This is a genomic window from Methanobacterium lacus, assembly GCF_000191585.1.
Taxonomy (GTDB): Archaea; Methanobacteriota; Methanobacteria; order Methanobacteriales; family Methanobacteriaceae; genus Methanobacterium_B; species Methanobacterium_B lacus.
Genome location: NC_015216.1, coordinates 1,006,860 through 1,023,675 on the forward strand (window position 1 = coordinate 1,006,860; position 16,816 = coordinate 1,023,675).

The window sequence follows — 16,816 nt, forward strand, 5'->3', positions numbered from 1 at the left end:
AATTGAATGGAGATTTAACCCATTCCAATCATGGATTTAAACCAGTGATAAACTCCTTTTAACGTTCCATCTGAGCTTTGTGTGCTGTTTTGATTAATATTTTTTATATTGTCAACTTTCACATTGAATTGGGATGCTAAATTTGATTTAGAGTTAGTTACCATCTGTTTGAGTGTGGTGTAAGTAATTTTCTGGGTATTTACCAGTGCCACAGGTTCGCCACTGTAAATATTGAAGTTAACACCTGCTGTTAGTATCCATAGCTCCAGCTGAGCATTGGTTGCATTATTTAGATCGTGGATGTTAGAACCATCAATAACCTGTTTTATTGCATTTGAGGCTGTTCCATTGGCTTTTAATTTTGAACCTACGACGGCTTGAGTGGATGGGTCAAGGCAGTATGCATAAATCGTTTCAGATGAATTGGTTGAAACAGTTTTGTTTTCAGCAACAACAAGATCTTGTGATGAATTAGCAGTTAAAACATCACCTACCTGTACCTTAACAGGGTCTCTTCCATTGTTCACAACCACAACTTGATGTGGAACTGTTCCTGCACTGGTATTCTGGGTTATGACAACGTTACCATTGTCATATGCTTCCTTTAATGGTAAGCCAGTTGACTGGGAATAACTTAAATAACCTGTTCCAGCAGCAAATAAAACCACTAAAAATATTAGGAGTACCAGTCTGAAGTTCAAAATTATACCACCCTGTTTTTTTTAATATGTTTTAGCAATCAATGTTATGTGTTTAGATTTTTTTCCACAGTTAATACAGATTCCATTTTCATCATCTGCCTGAACACCAAGTATGTCCACATTAACCTTTTCTTCAATTTCTTTTCCACATTCCTGATCTCCACACCAGTCAAAGGTTACTATTCCTCCATCTTCTGAGATTGTAGTAGAAGCCTCTTCAAGGGTTTCAACATGATGAACATGGTCTTCAAGGGATTTCCAAGCCTTTTCTCGCATTTTAGTGCTGATGTTATCCAGTAAATTATTTACAGTTTTGGATATGGTTGTATCATCGTAATCTATGATTTCCTTTTCCTTAGACTCTCTTCTGAAGGTGACTATTTTATGATTTTCAATATCCCTCGGTCCTACTTCTAACCTCAATGGAATTCCCCTCATTTCCCATTCATAATATTTTTTACCAGCCCTTATATCTCTGTCATCGAAGTAAACCCTTAAATTTAATTCAGATTCGAGTTTTTCCTGTAATTTTTTACAGAAATCAATGACAACTTCTCCCCCTTTCTTAAATATAATTGGAACAATTACCACATGATAAGGTGCAACATCTGGTGGCAGGCAAAGACCTGAATCATCGCCATGTATGCCTATTAAAGATGCTATAACCCTATCCGAAAGTCCATAACAGGTCTGATAAACATATTCATGATTTCCTTCCGCAGTTTCGTAGGTTATATCAAAGGTTTTTGCAAAGGTTTGACCAAGGTTGTGCACAGTTCCTATCTGAAGTGTTTTACCATCTGGTAAGAGGGTGTCGAATGCCATGGTGTAAAGTGCACCAGGGAACTTATCCCATTCCGGACGTTTGGAAACTGTGTAAGGTATACCAAGACTGTCAAAGAACTGTCTGTATATTCTTAAAGCTTCTTTGACCTGTTCTTCTGTTTCTTCTGCTGATGAATGAACTGTATGAGCTTCTTTAAATGTTGTTATTTCTCTTACCCTTATGAGTGGTCTGGTGTGTTTAGTTTCATATCTGAAGGTGTTTACAACTTGATAATATCTCATTGGAAGATCGCTGTGGTTCCTTACCCAGAGTGAAAACATGGGATACATTGCTGTTTCACTGGTTGGTCTTAAAGCAAGTTTTTTGTTAAGTTCAGTGAGTCCTCCATGTGTTACCCAGTAAACTTCTTCTTCAAAACCCTTGACATGTATTGCTTCCTTTGCAAGTTCATCCTCGGGTATGAGTAATGGGAACATGACCTCTTCATGATCCTTGTCTAGGATCGTTTTAAGAATTTCGAGGGTGTGTTTTCTGATCTTAAATCCCTGTGGAAGCCAAACATGCATTCCTTTCACAGGGTACCGTGTATCAATTATCTCTGCTTCTTCGAGAATATTATGAAACCATTCGCTGAATTCTGACATTTATTCACCAATTTATAAGTAGTTATAATATTATGGAGTTGAATAACTCCTGAAATTATGAATTTTGTTTTTAATAAGATTTTTTAGTTCTCATGTAAATATCTTTTATGTTGTAGACTATTTTTTTTCAAAGAACTTTAATGTTGATAAATTTAATATTTACAATGGATACTTATAATTTTAAATCATCTTAATATTATCAGTTTGTAAAAAATTTATCCTAGAAGGGATAACTAAGAAGTTATATCACAATTATATTATTCACCTAAACATAAATAGTAAATTGAATGGAGTAAACGATAACATGGATGCCAGAAAGATTCAGCTACCTCGGGAGATTCATACTGGAGCAGGTATGATAAAGGAAACTGGAAAAATATGTAGAAATTTAAGATTAGATGGTGATGTGATGGTTGTTACAGGACCTAACACACGTAAAATTGGTGGTGACGCTGTTATAGAAAGTTTACTTGAAGAAGATTACAATGTAAACGACATAACTATTGACAATCCTTCTAAATCATCTGTTGAAGCTGTTCAAGATGAAATTAAACAATGTTCACTTGTATTAGGTGTTGGCGGGGGCAAAGTAATTGATGTTGCTAAACTAGCCTCAACCAGAGCTGCTGTTAACTTCATAAGCGTACCAACAGCAGCTTCTCATGATGGAATAGCATCACCCCGTGCATCAATAAAAGATGAAGGTGGAAATGTTTCACTCAAAGCAGAACCACCAATAGGCGTCATTGCTGATACTGAAATCATAAGCAAAGCACCCTTCAGATTGCTTGCAGCAGGCTGTGGAGATATAGTCTCTAATTACACAGCTATACTTGATTGGAAGTTAGCTCACAGACTTTTGGATATAGATTACAGTGATTCGGCAGCAGCACTTTCTGAAATGACAGCTAAAATGACCATAAATTCTGCTGATGCAATTAAAGAAGGTTTAACAGAGAGTGCTGGACTGGTTGTCAAGGCACTCATAAGTAGTGGAATTGCAATAAGCATAGCAGGGACAAGCAGACCAGCCAGTGGATCAGAACACAAATTCAGTCATGCTCTGGATATTGTTGCTCCTAAACCCGCACTTCATGGGGAACAGTGTGGTGTTGGAACCATAATGATGATGTACCTACATGGCGGGGATTGGAAATTTATTAGGGATACTTTAAAGGTGATTAAAGCACCAACTACTGCATATGAAATGGGAATTGAACCAGAATATATTATTGAAGCCCTTCAAATGGCACATACCATCCGAAGCGAAAGATATACTATTTTAGGAGACAGAGGACTCACCCATGAATCAGCAAGGGTTCTGGCAGAGAAAACAGGAGTCATTTAAACTTGGTTTACAGTGGGGTTTTCCTAAACCCTTTATCACAGTAAAAAATATACTATTCGAACTCTAAATTAATAAGTAGTGATATCATGGATAATAAAGAAAAGGTAATTAAAACTTTTAAAGAATCTGAAGAACCTTTGAATGCAACAAAAGTCAGCCAATTATCTGGTGTTGAGAAAAAAGAGGTTGACAAAATAATGAAGGAACTCAAGAAGGATGAAACAATTTATTCCCCAAAAAGATGTTACTATGCTTTGAAGGAATAAAAACCTCTCAAATTCTTTTTTTTCTAATTTAATTTGTGTTCATTTTAACCAATTTAAATCGATTTTTTTTTTAAATAATTGATCTTTATAATACTCATTATACACGATCTGTGGAGTACTTACCTCCGAAATATCTAGAGCAGAGTAGGCTCAACACCAATGACAATTATTACAACCTCATGATTAATTCTACTTAAATTGCAAATCTGTTGAATTCTATTGTTCATTTTTTTTTTATTGATGGTTAATAACATTCTATATCAATTTATATGCTCAAAAAAATATATTGTTTTATTGAATTTTACATTCACTGGAATATCCAGAAACTTCACATTTACATTTAACATCAAATTACTTACAAATAAAAAAAAAATTCAAAATCATGGTGGTAACAATATGATAACTTTAATTGGTAAAAACCTCGCAAACAGAGGTCTTAAATTCATGTTTTACGGGGCTTCATCAGAATGTGAGTCCTGCAGATTCAAAAACACATGTATTGACACCCTAGAAAGCGGTAGGATGTACATAATTAAACAGGTTAAAAATGGGGAGCAACCCTGCCAAATACATGAAGGTGGAAAGGTGCGGGTTGTTGAAGTAGAAAAAGCATACATAAAATGTCTTGTTGATTCTAAAAAATCATTTGAAGGATCTAAGTTAGTATTTGAAACACCATCTTGTGATGATCAAGACTGTAATATGAGGTCCAAATGTTTCCCAGAGGGACTGATGAATCAGGACAAATGTAAAATCATAAAGAATCTTGGAAAACCGAAACATGAATGTCCACAGGGACGTGAACTTAACAATGTTTTACTCAAACCTTAAATTTTAGCTAAAGAGGATTTTAGGATGATTACAGAAATTAAACGAAAAGTAGGATACTTAGCGGCAGAACAAATTAAAGACGGGGATGTGGTGGGTCTTGGAACAGGATCAACAACCCATTTCTTCATTGAAAAACTTGGAAAAAGAATAGTGGATGAAGAACTGAAACTCTTGGGAATACCAACTTCTTACCAATCTTTTTTCCTTGCAAAGGATGCAAGAATTCAAATAACAACCCTTGAAGAACATGATGTAGATATAGCTGTTGATGGTGCAGATGAAGTTGACCCGAAATTTAATCTTATAAAAGGAGGGGGAGCAGCACATACCCTTGAAAAAATTGTAGACAGTTCAGCATCCAAATTTGTGGTTATTGTGGATGGATCTAAAATGGTTGATAAACTAGGTAATTTTCCAGTACCAGTTGAAGTGATTCCACAGGCATCGAGAACAGTAAGAGATCAGCTGATTAAGATGGGAGGATCACCAACCATGAGAATGGCAGAGAGAAAGGATGGTCCCGTGGTTACAGATAATGGAAATTTCATATACGATGTTAAGTTCTCTGTGGATAACCCTAAATTACTCGAAGTAGAACTTAATGCACTGCCCGGTGTCGTTGAAAACGGTATCTTTACAGATATTGTGGATGAGGTTTTAGTTGGGACTGAGAAAGGTGTTGAAACACTAAAAAAATAGGGTATAAAACCCCATTCTATTCAATTTTGAGTTTCATTCAACAATTTTAGCATTTCACTTTTTTTATTTGTTGGGAGTTTACAGCTTCCTGTGCTGCAAACATGTGCAGTTGCCTTCCCATTTATCATGCTTTTTTTATCAATATCTTCTGAAATGGAATTGGTTTTATCTGACCATTTAGAATCCTTTAATATAATTGTTGTGTTGGGAATGTAGAGTTGTCTTAATCTGAGCATTTCAATGGTATCTTCTGAATCTCCATCACCAACGATTACCACACTGTAGGAGGGTCCCAACGCAAAATCAACCCCTGAAATAAATTGTGTGTGCCCTGTAGGTGATCTTTTCACAGTCTCAGAGAATACAGTTTCCAATTTTCTGGCAGTATCCATTTGATTGTGGTCATTGGTAAAACTTCCAAGTCTCAAGAGGTTTAGAAATTCAACTGAGTTTCCTGAGGGTATTGCACTGTCAAAGGTTTTTTTCTCTCGAATCAGAACCTTTTCTTCATCGTCTGCAGTGAAGTAAAAACCTCCATTTTCTTCATCCCAGAAATGTTCAACGACTGTCTGGTTTAAATCCATGGCTTTTTCAAGGTAATCCACATTGAAGGTTGCCATGTATATTTCCAACAAACCCCAAATCATAAAGGTGTAATCGTCGAGATTTCCGTACACAGCAGATTCACCATCTCTAAACATGTGCATCAAACGATTCTGTTGGTAACTTTTATTCATAATAAAATTTACGCAATTTTCAGCGGCCTTAACATATTTTTCCTCTTCAAACACTTGAAATGCTCTGGAAAGGGATGCTATCATTAATCCATTCCAATCTGTAAGAATTTTATCATCCTTATGTGGATGAACTCTTTTTTCACGCACTAGGAAAAGTTCTGATAATATGTCGTCCACCAGCTCTTCAAGGTCTGAAATATTCAATCCTTTATTTTCTGCTATTTTTTTGTAATCCCTCTTTTTGTGGAGGATATTATTGATGGACTCATTTGAATATCCATCGTTGAAATTTCCATCTTTTTTCACGTTGAAAACTTCTGTTATCAGATCTGCAGAATCTTTATCAAGGATGCTGTATAGTTCCTCATAGGTCCAGTAATAAAATTTTCCCTCGACACCTTCGCTGTCTGCATCTTCGGCCGAGTAAAATCCACCTTCAACATCTGTCATGTCTCTAAGAACATATTCATAGATTTGTTGTGCGGTTTTTTTGTATTCAAACTTGCCTGTGGCTGAATATACTTCGGTGTACAGCATGGCTATCAGTGCCTGATCATACAGCATCTTCTCAAAGTGGGGTACAAGCCAGTTTTTGTCAACTGAATATCTGTGGAAGCCGAAACCTACATGGTCATAGATTCCGCCCATGGCCATTTCATCTAATGTTTTTAAAACCATGTTCAGGGAATGTTTGTTTCCTGTTCTCTTCCAGTACCTCAGTAGAAACATCAAACTGTGGGGTGTTGGAAATTTTTGAAAATCACCAAAACCACCGTTTTCAACATCAAAAACCTTGGAGAGTTGATCATAAGTTTTTTCTAGTATGGTACTGTCCAATTGTTTACCCTTGGTATTGACTGACATTTCTTTGAGGGCTCTAAATATTTGATCCCCTGAATCAAGGGCATTTTTTCTTTCGTCCCTCCATATGTCCATCACATTCAAAAGAAGATCCTTGAGGCCAATATTTCCGAAGCTGCTTTCCTTTGGGAAGTAGGTTCCAGCAAAGAATGGTTTTTTGTCATGGGTCATGATAATTGTCAATGGCCAACCACCGGTACCTGTCATAATCTGACATGCAGCCATGTACACACTGTCAACATCAGGTCTTTCTTCCCGATCTACCTTCACTGCCACGAAATTGTTGTTTAAAAGTTCAGCAACTTCAAGGTCTTCAAAAGATTCATGTGCCATCACATGGCACCAGTGACAGGTGGAATATCCAATAGATAAAAAAATAGGTTTGTCCAGTTTTTTTGCTTTTTCAAAAGCTTCATCACCCCATGGATACCAATCAACTGGATTTTTGGAGTGTTGAATTAAATATGGGCTTTTTTCTCCTTTCAAATGGTTATAACTGTTTTTGGATGTGATTATATTTGGATCCTTCATAGCTTTCACCTCTTTCTTTATTTAGAAATATTATGGGTTCTAAAGCCAATGATCTGAACAAATTCTTTTGTTCCATCAGCATAAGAGAAATCACTATAAGAATTTTAGATGGTTAATTAATCACAAATGTGCAACATTCATCGCCCATTGCAAAACATGTGGTTTCAATGGTTGTAACATCCTTATCTAAATATTTAGAAAAAATTGCATCTAACAGCCCAGAATCAAATGAACAAGCAGGTTCTCCTATTTCAGGTAAATCTTTACATTCAAAACAATCATAAACACAAATTACAATGGGATCTAATGTTTTAACTTCTACCCTACCCAAATGTTTTTCTTCCCAAAATTTTTCAATGTTTCCAAGGAAGGATTCTAAATCTTCACCTTGAAGTTCGTTGTAAAATACTTTTCCAACTCTTATGCCTGCTTTGTGAAGTATGGGGTCGATGTTGATTCCATCGTTCCAAAATTCTGTTCTAACTGCCCTGAGTATTAGCCTATAAAAATCAAATGGATCACTGGAATTTGAAATATTCGAAAAATATTCTTCAATATCAAATTTGGCTTCATTATCACTCGATAACTCACCTAAAAATTCAGCATTAATCGAAAAAATCTTCCTTCTTTTATCGTTAGGATCTTTAATAGAAACTATAAGCCCATTGGTTACAAGTTCACTTAGATGTTGAGAAACTGTGGGTTTTGCTTTGCCAGTTAACTCAACAATTTCGTTAAAACTCATATTTTTTTTGCAAAGAGCATCTAATATTTTAACTTTAACCTGTCCCTTCACAACATCTACATGTTTCTTGGATGAGAATATTTTGTAAGATTGTGAATTTTTGTTATTAGAAGATTTTTTAGTGCCAGTCATGATATCATCGTTCTATACATAATATCTAGTTTATACTATAAAATAAGTTCTATCTTTACCTAATAACTTTTTCATGAATCAAAAATTTTTTTGTATAGATTAAAATATTATTTTATATTTGTGTGTAGACTTTGTGTATCATTTAAAACATAAGAGTAATAATATCCAAAAATTTGTATTATAGGAAAGTTTCAGACGTTTTAGGAGGTTAATTATTACTTTTCATCACCCAAAAATTCTCTGAATTTAAAAACTTTTTCAGGGCAGGATAATTCACATTTTAAACATGCCATACCATTGCATAGGTCTGTTTTGACTGTTGCTGTTCCATTTTCTATTTTCAAAGCATTTTCTGGACAACTTTTCATACATGTCAAACAATTGGTACATCCCTCAAAATCCGCATTTAATGTGGAATTTATTTTCACAATTTTCAAACCCTCTTCTCCAAGTTCTGCTATGTCCCGTTTGAATATTTTATGCATTTCTGGGTTTGAAAACTTTGGTGGAATCTTTTGAAATCCATATTTATCAAGCCAATCATTATACATCCAAATTGGCATTCCCTGTTCATAGATGGATAATTCAAGTGAATACATCTTTTCAAAGGTTTCTGATGTGGCTAACATTATATGATTTCCCCTCATATTCTTGGCAATTTTCTGAAGATCATTAAGAAGATCCGGTTCAATGGCAATATCTCGTGCCATTTCAAGTGAAGTATTTCCCAACTGATAAATTACCCTTGATGATTGGGGTATTTGTCCAATATTCATGGACTTAAGTGGATCAACGTAAAATCCTGAGGCTCCGGCCATATAAACTGCATCCACATCGGAAAGGAGAACATCTGCCTCTTCTGCAAGAGTTAAATATGCTGCTCTAAATGCACCTAATGCTTTTCCAATCATTGTTATATCTCTAGTTGATAAATGGATTCCATCTTGAAGATTTATCATATTATTTGGACTTTTTATATTGGGGAGTGTGATTAAACCAGAATCAATACCTAAACTAAATGCTGCTATTACTCCGGTTCCTGTTATTCCATTGGATTTACCATCCATTTCTCCTCTTTGAACCGTTTTTCCAGTTCGGGGATCTACCACGTCACCTTCATTAACAATAAGCTCATTATCAAGAACATAACCTTTCCATCCCTCGCCCATTTCCTTAAAATCACATATTGTTCCGGGAGAGGCTAACTTTCCATTTTCAATCATCTGCCCCTCTATTGCAGGACCAGCCGCCGCTGAACATGTGTATATATCGTCGTCAATTACCAGGGCCATTTCAGCATTGGTACCAAAATCTATGACAAGATAAATGCCTTGTTTATCCAAAATGTCTGATTTATAAAGCATTGCAAGGGCGTCAGCACCTATTTCATGTTTGATTGCTGGAGGAATTAGTATATCTGCATCTGGATTCATGTCAAGACCAATTTCTTTTGCAGTTATGGTTGTTGCATCCCGTGAGGGTGGTGTAATATTTAAACTTTTAATTGCATTTGATCCCCAATATGCAAGATCCCTTATTTCTATATTTTGAAATAATGATAGTTGTATTGGATTTCCACAAACAGCCAATCTTTCAACCTGTTTTAAGTCAATTCCAAGATTATTTAATACATTGTTAATTGTTTTAATCAGAAGTTTGTGTGCAGTTTCTCTACCCACCTCAATGGCAAAATGGAGGTGATCCACAACATTAGCTCCTGGCAAAGGATGTCTCAATGTAATGGCAGTAGAAATTACTTTAAAATCTTCTAAATTAATTGCCTGGGCTCTTATACCGCTGGTTCCTATATCTAAAGCAATCGAATATGGGTTGTTCATTTTAAGACCTTTTTAATATATTTTAAGTTTTTACTGATTAAATTTAAAAACTGTTTAAGAATTATAACTTTAATGTGTAAACTTTTTATTAAAATAAAAAAATGTAAAAAAATAGGTAAATTTGTTACAGATTTAAGAATACTCTGAAACAAATTCTCCAACTATTTTTGAGTACTCTTTTCTTAGGTCTTTCCATGTTTTTTTATCTTTCAAAATAGCCTCAGCAAGTTTAGGGGCATGATATGCTTCAACCCCATACACGCTCATGGGAAAAGACTCTACGAAATCTTTTCTTACGGCGCCACCACCACAGCCTATGGCCGGAACTTCGAGTCCTTCCTTTTGAATTTCATCAACGATTTTTGGGAAAGCTGTCATGGTGGTTGTCATAAGGGCAGTTCCAGTCATGAACAATGGATTGTACTCTTTCACAGCATTCACAACATCTTTAATTGGAACATCACGCCCCATGTCAATTGCTTCAAATCCACCGGCTCTTAAAAACATCACAACCATGTTTTTACCAATGTCATGAGGATCACCCTCTGCTACAAATGAAACAACAGTTCCTTTGGTTTCACTTTTGTGGCCTAAAACCTTTTCACATTCCTTGACACCTTCCATCATACCATCCCCTGCTAACATGAGATCTGGTAGGAAATAAAATCCTTTGGTATAAAGAATGTTAACTGCATCCATTCCCTTCATTAAACCATTGTTAATTATTTCAATGGGTGATATTTTGTCTTTCAATGCCTTTTGAACATTTGCAAGTGATGAATCCCTATCTTCATACAATACTGATAATGCTATGGACCTGAATGGTTCATCTGTGGGAAGGGTGTTTTGTACATCGAGATCTTCTTCTGGTTTAATTGCTGCACCTTCTACCTCAACGTTGTATCTGACAGCTACAAAGTTTTGGTCCATCTTACTTTCAAATTCATCATAACTCATCTTTAAACCTCCCTATAACTCGTAACTCTTTGGATCAAATTCAGATATCTTTCTTGAGTACTTCCTTATACAGTCATCAGTGAACTGTTCAGATTCTGTTGGAAGTGCTTCAAAGATGTTCAAAGCATGATCAAGTGAATCACGTTCAAATCTAGTTAGATACATTTTTTTAGATTCAACAGCTTCATTTATTATGGCACCAGCTTCAAGAGCTGCTGCTCTAGCCCTTAAATAAGGATCTTTACCATATTTTACTATAGCTTCTCCTATTCTGTATGCGTTATCATAGGCAAGGACTAAAGCCTGTGGATCTCGATATTTATCTGTGAGTGTGTATAGATCCCTTAATATTTTTTCCTGACCAGTTTGTATGGCAGTATTCATGAGGGCAGCTTCATACCCAGTGGCCTGCAACCACACTTCCGGTGTTGTGCCGCCCATTTCCTCCCTATGATAAACAGATTCGTTACTCCATACATCTGTGACTGCAGCTGATAAATTCCCCATGAGGTCAGAGTGAGCACATACAGCATTTTTACCTTCAGTTGCTATTGGTACTCCACTTATAGCTTTGATAATTGGGTTTTCATATCCACAATCCTTTAGGGGTCCTATTGCTCCACATTCCACAGCTACTAAACTTCTTGCTCCGGCCATGGCCCTTGCAAGAGCAGCTAATGTGTGTGAACAATCTTTATCTAACAATCCTCCCGCAAGAAACATGGCTGTGTTGGCTTGTGCACAATCAGTATCCCCTGCAGGTCTGCAATCATATTTTCTGCAAACATCAACTATTCTTTTCCACATATACTCCATATCAATGCTTCCGAGAACTCCTATACCAAAGAGAATGGCCTTAGGATCACCTCTTGCAATACCGTAGTCAGACACGGATTTTCCACCAATGGTTTCAATTGCCACACAAGATGCCCCGTTGGCTGCACTGGCTTCGACTGATTCTATGATCTTATTGTCATAATCGGATCCCCTTAGTCCATCTCTTTCTTCTATCCTAATGTCAGCCGGAGTTGCTAGAAGTGACACTCTTATATCGTACTCATCATAGTATTTTTCCAATGTCTCAGCTTGGACTTGGGTGCATTCTGCAGTCCAGTCGGGATTATTTGTCTGTTGGAAAATATGTTCCTGTTCCACCATGAAAGCAGGTAAACCTATAGCCACAGCTCTTTCACAAGCACTTTGAGTTATATTTCTACACTCCGAAACCATTCCTTCTTTTGTTTCTTCAGATCCTTCCACAGGTGCGACTTTTATTTCAGGAACAACATAACCCGCACCGATTTGGGTATTCCAATGTTGGCTAACCGGAAATTTAGCATGGCCAAAAACCATATCGTCTGAATCTTTATAAACCATTTTTGTAAATCGTTTCATATTGGTCACTGTATTATATTATGTACTGAATTTCTCATAAACATTTTGAAATAATTTTTATTAAAACATCCAAAGAAATATTTAAGGTTCAATGGATGTTTAAATAGAGAAATTAATACATTAAATTAATTGAGGTTAAAAAAAAAGCATTTTAAAGCTTAACAAAAGATTTAAAATCGATACTTCAATCATTTATACTTGAACTTTACATAAAAATTATAAGCCAAATTATCTTAAATTATTGTAGTAGTTACTGGAGATAAAAAAATGTTTGTTGATGATGCAGTTAATATTGTAAAGTGCCTTAAAGGAGTATTAGGAGTGCAATTACTTTCGAAAGATGCTAAAGGGGCCCTGTTAAAAATTGAATCATTTCATGAAGATGATTTTATACCTGTTATCAATGAAGGTTTAAATAAATGTTTAAAGCGGGAATTTTGCTTAGTGATGTTTAAAACAGCTGAATTCAGAATTCCACCGGAACCAACAGTGATCCTAAAAACTGACACAGGGAAGATACTCGGACGCGAACTCATATCAAATGAGGATAAAGAGAATTACTCTAACAGAAACGATGTTATATTTTTAAGCAACAACTTTATATTATTTAAACCGGAAAAGAGTAAAAATCGGGATGTTATCGAAAAACAACAGTTTATTTTACCTCCAATTCCATTTCCAGAGCTAGATGAACTTGGGGAAATAACTGATATAATTTCGGGAACTCCATCTACAATGGGTGATGAATACATTAAAAATATATATGGTTATCCTGAAGACCCTAAAATAGCTACAGTTTTAATTGGATTTTCTAAAAAAGAAGATTAAAAATGATAAAAATTCATTTTTTTGGGTTAATACCAAGCTCTATTGATCAAAAAATTTATTTCTAGCATTTATCATGGCTTCAATATTTTTAAGGGGAGATCTCGGAGCTAATCCACAGCTAGGTGCTAGTATGTCAATTCCGGCATCAAGGACCATTTTTACTTCATTTTTAATTTCTTCCTCAGTTCCTCTAAACAGGGTTTGAGTTGTTGAAATATTTCCTATGATCTTTGATATGGAACTGCTTCCCCTGGGCATGGATTTTCCACCAACCTTCATTACATTGGATCCCTTTTCAAGCTCTTCCTTTGCTTTTTTAATATCTACCTTCTCTTCGACGCTTATCCCATCGTAACCTATTGTAGCCATGTCTTTGATTATGGGTTGAGTAGATCCGCATATGTGAAGTACCTTTTTTGTTTTAATAAAGTTCGCAAGATCTTCGAGGGCAGGTTTAACCATGGATTTAAATTGAAGGGGATCAATGAGTTCTGGAGCTGCGGTTGGTTCAGCTACACAGATTATGTCCGGGCCTACTTTAGAAATTGCTTCTGCATAATCCATACAGGCATCAAGAGAATTATCTATGGCTGTTTCAATTTCGTCAGGCTTAGTTTTCATGTACCTAACTAAATTTTCAACACCTAACAAGTGTCCTGTTAATGTGAATGGACCAGTAATTCCTACTATTATGGGAAGAGTGTCGCCGTATTTTTGCTTTAACTTTTCAATAGCCTCTAGCACAACAGGTATACGACCATTACTTAAAAAATTGGCAGGTACTTCTATTTCACTTGCGGTTTTAAACGGAGTGCTTCGTATTTGGGGTGTTTTCTCTTCATTTCCAAGATCAACTTCACATCCAAGTGCCTCTGCTTCTACTGTTAAACAAAATGGGATCCTGGCACATTCTAGACCTACCAGTTCATAAAGAGAACTTCCAAGTGTTGCCATTTTATCAGCATCTTCATGTGCTTCTGGCCAGAAAGCATCTGTCTGTTCCATGGCTTCTACAACACCCAACTGTGTTACGCTAATTACCGGTGTTAAATCTGTTTTTTCTCCAGATAGAACTTTTAAAACATTGTTTTTCAGATTCATGATCTCACAAATATCATTTTTTTAATATATATTATATTGGATAGATTTTGTTTAAATTTTTCTGAGTATCTTGATTTATTAATGTATGTGATATTATTCATAAAAAAAGTTAAAAATAAATTAAAATTATTTATCACATAGAAGTTTGTTTCCGGTTCCAACATTTTCTCCTTCAACTTCTCTAATAATTATTACCATGGCTTCAACTGGAAGTTTCATGATTCTACTTGCTGTTTCGGAGTATTCCTTTACAAGTTCTGCTTTTTGTTCTTTACTCATTTTTGGTCCGTCAATAGTTATTACAGGCATATTATACTCTCCTTTACATTATTATATTTTGGTATAAAATCTGTATATTTTTTACATTTAATATTAGTTTTATTCCAGATTAATAATTTATTGAAGTGTACTTTTCATAGAAAACTTTATAGTAACCTTTTGTTAATATAATACTGACTCAAAAAATGAGGCGAAAAAAATGAAAAAAGGAATGGATAGTAAAGCAGTAATAGATAAGATGCTGGAGGACACTTCAAAGACCATTGAAAGCATCAAAAATGATATTGAAAAAACAATAGTCGACTACACATTTGTTCCGGGTAAGGACATAATTGAAACAGATGATTCAATAATAGTCCGTGTAGATCTTGCCGGAATAAAAAAGGAAAACATTGAGCTTAACTTGACTGAAACTAACCTTAAGGTTAAAGCTGATTTTGAAGATGAGCTCGTTGGTGAGGTAAGAGGTAATAATCGACGCCCTACTCTAATCCGGAGAACTGTTAGATTCCCAAGAAAGGTTTGTCCAGATGAAGCAGAAGCTAAGTTTGAAAATGGACTGTTAACAGTTGAAGTTCCGAAATTAGAGAAAAAGCAAAGCTTTACTATTGACATTAAGTAAAACTTCAATTTTATTGGATAAATTTTCACATCCTTTTTTTTTTTTTGATTCTTAAAATTTTATCATAGTTTTTCAAGTTATTGTGTAAAAACTTTTTAGTTAATAGTTTTTACTCATTATTTTTACTGGTTAAAATTTGTTCTTCACGTTTTTTTAGTCCTAGTGTCAAGAGGGTCATGATGATGGCTACAAAACCAATTACAATATATGCTGATTGATATCCCTGAGCACTACTCCCTTGAGAAGCAATCACGGCACCAATTAATGCTCCTCCAATTAATTGACCCACACTTGAGTTAATATTGATAAGGGCCTGGCCTGAAGCTCTTTTACTTGCTGGACTCTCAGATAACATAATATATCTTAATGGTGAACCTAAAACACTACTTAGGCCGATTCCAATAATAGCACCCGAAATTATGAACATGTAGAATGAACTAGCAAGGTAACTCAACATGAAAAGACCCACAACAAGAATAGAAGTACCTACAAACATAACCCTTTTGGTTCCGTACTTATCAAGCAGTTTCCCTATGATGGGCGCACTTAAACCGAGTGTAACAACTAATGGAATCACCATTAAACTGGCCTGTGATATAGAGAGTGCGAGTATGGTTACTGCAAATGCGGGTAAAAATACTATGGCTGTTTGGTTTAACCCGGTTCCAAATGCTATGCTTGTTGCAATCTTAACTTCCCTACTTTTTATAAGGTTTACCTCTAAAACTGGATCCTCTGCATTTTTTTCTATTTTCAAAAGCAGAGGCAACATGATCACGGCAATGACAATGAAAGGCCACGTAAACACCGATGATAAACTTCCTAAAAAGTTTGTTGTGTCAATTTGGTTTACTCCATACGCAAGTGAGCTTACTAAAATGGTAAGAACAAGTGTTCCCTTGACATCGAAGCTTGATTTTGATTCTTTCCGTGATTGTGGAAGAATTTTATATCCAAGCAAAATAACTACGAGTGCAATCGGTATGTTTATGATGAACAACCACTGCCATCCATAATTTAGTAGCAGACCTCCGAGTATGGGTCCCAGTAGGCCAGATACTCCCCATACTGAACCAATTAATCCCAATGCACTTCCTCTTTTCTCTTGAGGAAATGTATCTCCTATAAATGCACTTGCAACTGGGAATATTCCCCCAGCACCAAAACCCTGAATTGCCCTTCCTATTAGCAGGGTTTCAAAAGAAGTTGAACTTACTGTAATGGCTGATCCAACAGCGAATAAAAAAACATCCAATATGTATATAGTTTTTCTACCGTAGTTATCAGAAAGCTTGGCCATCAATGGAGTTCCTATCATGAAGAAAAGTATGTAAATGGTGAATATCCATGAAAGCAGTCTTTCATTTATGCCAAAAGCAGCTTTTATTGCAGGAAGAGCTGGACCGATTATCCCAATGTCCAGCGCACCCATGAAAACCCCTACGAATAGTAGTGCTAAAATTTTATTCCTATCAGAGTCTTTCATAGTTTTATAGTAGCCATCAGAATTAATA

16 protein-coding genes are annotated in these 16,816 nt (G+C 35.6%); 6 read left to right on the forward strand and 10 right to left on the reverse strand.

Features of this window, described 5'->3' with window-relative positions; genetic code table 11:
• Nucleotides 1–14: 14 nt before the first annotated feature.
• Together METBO_RS05100 and proS are read right to left on the reverse strand one after the other, a co-directional pair.
• Complete coding sequence (locus tag METBO_RS05100; RefSeq protein ID WP_013644611.1) at nt 15–701, reverse strand: hypothetical protein; 687 nt, start codon at nt 699–701, stop codon at nt 15–17.
• 21 nt (nt 702–722) lie between these two features.
• Nucleotides 723–2,132: a proline--tRNA ligase gene (gene proS / locus METBO_RS05105; protein ID WP_013644612.1), complete on the reverse strand. Its 1,410-nt coding sequence runs from the start codon at nt 2,130–2,132 to the stop codon at nt 723–725.
• A 304-nt stretch (nt 2,133–2,436) separates the two neighbouring features.
• Between proS and METBO_RS05110 the strand changes: the two genes are divergently transcribed.
• The 4 genes from METBO_RS05110 to rpiA all read left to right on the forward strand — a co-directional run bounded on the left by METBO_RS05110 (nt 2,437) and on the right by rpiA (nt 5,276).
• A complete protein-coding gene (locus tag METBO_RS05110) occupies nt 2,437–3,480 on the forward strand; it encodes an NAD(P)-dependent glycerol-1-phosphate dehydrogenase (RefSeq protein WP_013644613.1) in 1,044 nt (347 codons plus the stop codon).
• Between the two features lie 86 nt (nt 3,481–3,566).
• Complete coding sequence (locus METBO_RS05115) at nt 3,567–3,746, forward strand: hypothetical protein (RefSeq protein ID WP_013644614.1); 180 nt, start codon at nt 3,567–3,569, stop codon at nt 3,744–3,746.
• Between the two features lie 396 nt (nt 3,747–4,142).
• Nucleotides 4,143–4,577, forward strand: a complete 435-nt coding sequence (locus METBO_RS05120; protein WP_013644615.1) for a UPF0179 family protein — start codon at nt 4,143–4,145, stop codon at nt 4,575–4,577.
• Between the two features lie 24 nt (nt 4,578–4,601).
• Entirely contained in the window at nt 4,602–5,276 is a 675-nt protein-coding gene (gene rpiA, locus METBO_RS05125; RefSeq protein ID WP_013644616.1) for a ribose-5-phosphate isomerase RpiA, read from the forward strand.
• A 20-nt stretch (nt 5,277–5,296) separates the two neighbouring features.
• Here the strand turns inward: rpiA and METBO_RS05130 are convergent, their stop codons facing one another.
• From METBO_RS05130 to mtaB, 5 genes are all read right to left on the reverse strand, one after another.
• Nucleotides 5,297–7,405, reverse strand: coding sequence for a thioredoxin domain-containing protein (locus tag METBO_RS05130; protein ID WP_013644617.1), 2,109 nt, complete (start codon nt 7,403–7,405; stop codon nt 5,297–5,299).
• A 112-nt stretch (nt 7,406–7,517) separates the two neighbouring features.
• Entirely contained in the window at nt 7,518–8,282 is a 765-nt protein-coding gene (locus METBO_RS05135; RefSeq protein ID WP_013644618.1) for a V4R domain-containing protein, read from the reverse strand.
• A 215-nt stretch (nt 8,283–8,497) separates the two neighbouring features.
• Nucleotides 8,498–10,120: a methylamine methyltransferase corrinoid protein reductive activase gene (locus METBO_RS05140; protein WP_013644619.1), complete on the reverse strand. Its 1,623-nt coding sequence runs from the start codon at nt 10,118–10,120 to the stop codon at nt 8,498–8,500.
• Nucleotides 10,121–10,252: 132 nt separating this feature from the next.
• A complete protein-coding gene (gene mtaC, locus METBO_RS05145; protein WP_013644620.1) occupies nt 10,253–11,077 on the reverse strand; it encodes a methanol--corrinoid protein MtaC in 825 nt (274 codons plus the stop codon).
• A gap of 12 nt (nt 11,078–11,089) precedes the next feature.
• Nucleotides 11,090–12,472, reverse strand: coding sequence for a methanol--corrinoid protein co-methyltransferase MtaB (gene mtaB, locus METBO_RS05150; protein ID WP_013644621.1), 1,383 nt, complete (start codon nt 12,470–12,472; stop codon nt 11,090–11,092).
• A 267-nt stretch (nt 12,473–12,739) separates the two neighbouring features.
• Between mtaB and METBO_RS05155 the strand changes: the two genes are divergently transcribed.
• Complete coding sequence (locus tag METBO_RS05155) at nt 12,740–13,300, forward strand: hypothetical protein (protein WP_013644622.1); 561 nt, start codon at nt 12,740–12,742, stop codon at nt 13,298–13,300.
• A gap of 39 nt (nt 13,301–13,339) precedes the next feature.
• On the opposite strand, the gene mtaA is transcribed toward METBO_RS05155, so the two are convergent.
• Nucleotides 13,340–14,401 (reverse strand): methylcobamide:CoM methyltransferase MtaA, encoded by a 1,062-nt coding sequence (gene mtaA / locus METBO_RS05160; RefSeq protein ID WP_013644623.1) that lies wholly within the window; start codon nt 14,399–14,401, stop codon nt 13,340–13,342.
• Nucleotides 14,402–14,527: 126 nt separating this feature from the next.
• Complete coding sequence (dmpI, locus tag METBO_RS05165; protein WP_013644624.1) at nt 14,528–14,710, reverse strand: 4-oxalocrotonate tautomerase DmpI; 183 nt, start codon at nt 14,708–14,710, stop codon at nt 14,528–14,530.
• Between the two features lie 169 nt (nt 14,711–14,879).
• Between dmpI and METBO_RS05170 the strand changes: the two genes are divergently transcribed.
• Nucleotides 14,880–15,302, forward strand: a complete 423-nt coding sequence (locus METBO_RS05170) for an Hsp20/alpha crystallin family protein (protein ID WP_013644625.1) — start codon at nt 14,880–14,882, stop codon at nt 15,300–15,302.
• 109 nt (nt 15,303–15,411) lie between these two features.
• On the opposite strand, the gene METBO_RS05175 is transcribed toward METBO_RS05170, so the two are convergent.
• Nucleotides 15,412–16,788 carry an MFS transporter gene (locus METBO_RS05175; protein ID WP_013644626.1) on the reverse strand — a complete coding sequence of 459 codons (1,377 nt, stop codon included), beginning with the start codon at nt 16,786–16,788 and terminating at the stop codon, nt 15,412–15,414.
• Nucleotides 16,789–16,816: the final 28 nt, after the last annotated feature.

What these genes read in the sequence shown, in the direction of transcription:
- proS (WP_013644612.1), bottom strand. Translation starts at nt 2,132, where the DNA reads ATGTCAGAATTCAGCGAATGGTTTCATAATATTCTCGAAGAAGCAGAG.
- METBO_RS05110 (WP_013644613.1), top strand. Translation starts at nt 2,437, where the DNA reads ATGGATGCCAGAAAGATTCAGCTACCTCGGGAGATTCATACTGGAGCA.
- METBO_RS05115 (WP_013644614.1), top strand. Translation starts at nt 3,567, where the DNA reads ATGGATAATAAAGAAAAGGTAATTAAAACTTTTAAAGAATCTGAAGAA.
- METBO_RS05120 (WP_013644615.1), top strand. Translation starts at nt 4,143, where the DNA reads ATGATAACTTTAATTGGTAAAAACCTCGCAAACAGAGGTCTTAAATTC.
- rpiA (WP_013644616.1), top strand. Translation starts at nt 4,602, where the DNA reads ATGATTACAGAAATTAAACGAAAAGTAGGATACTTAGCGGCAGAACAA.
- METBO_RS05130 (WP_013644617.1), bottom strand. Translation starts at nt 7,405, where the DNA reads ATGAAGGATCCAAATATAATCACATCCAAAAACAGTTATAACCATTTG.
- METBO_RS05135 (WP_013644618.1), bottom strand. Translation starts at nt 8,282, where the DNA reads ATGACTGGCACTAAAAAATCTTCTAATAACAAAAATTCACAATCTTAC.
- METBO_RS05140 (WP_013644619.1), bottom strand. Translation starts at nt 10,120, where the DNA reads ATGAACAACCCATATTCGATTGCTTTAGATATAGGAACCAGCGGTATA.
- mtaC (WP_013644620.1), bottom strand. Translation starts at nt 11,077, where the DNA reads ATGAGTTATGATGAATTTGAAAGTAAGATGGACCAAAACTTTGTAGCT.
- mtaB (WP_013644621.1), bottom strand. Translation starts at nt 12,472, where the DNA reads ATGAAACGATTTACAAAAATGGTTTATAAAGATTCAGACGATATGGTT.
- METBO_RS05155 (WP_013644622.1), top strand. Translation starts at nt 12,740, where the DNA reads ATGTTTGTTGATGATGCAGTTAATATTGTAAAGTGCCTTAAAGGAGTA.
- mtaA (WP_013644623.1), bottom strand. Translation starts at nt 14,401, where the DNA reads ATGAATCTGAAAAACAATGTTTTAAAAGTTCTATCTGGAGAAAAAACA.
- dmpI (WP_013644624.1), bottom strand. Translation starts at nt 14,710, where the DNA reads ATGCCTGTAATAACTATTGACGGACCAAAAATGAGTAAAGAACAAAAA.
- METBO_RS05170 (WP_013644625.1), top strand. Translation starts at nt 14,880, where the DNA reads ATGAAAAAAGGAATGGATAGTAAAGCAGTAATAGATAAGATGCTGGAG.
- METBO_RS05175 (WP_013644626.1), bottom strand. Translation starts at nt 16,788, where the DNA reads ATGAAAGACTCTGATAGGAATAAAATTTTAGCACTACTATTCGTAGGG.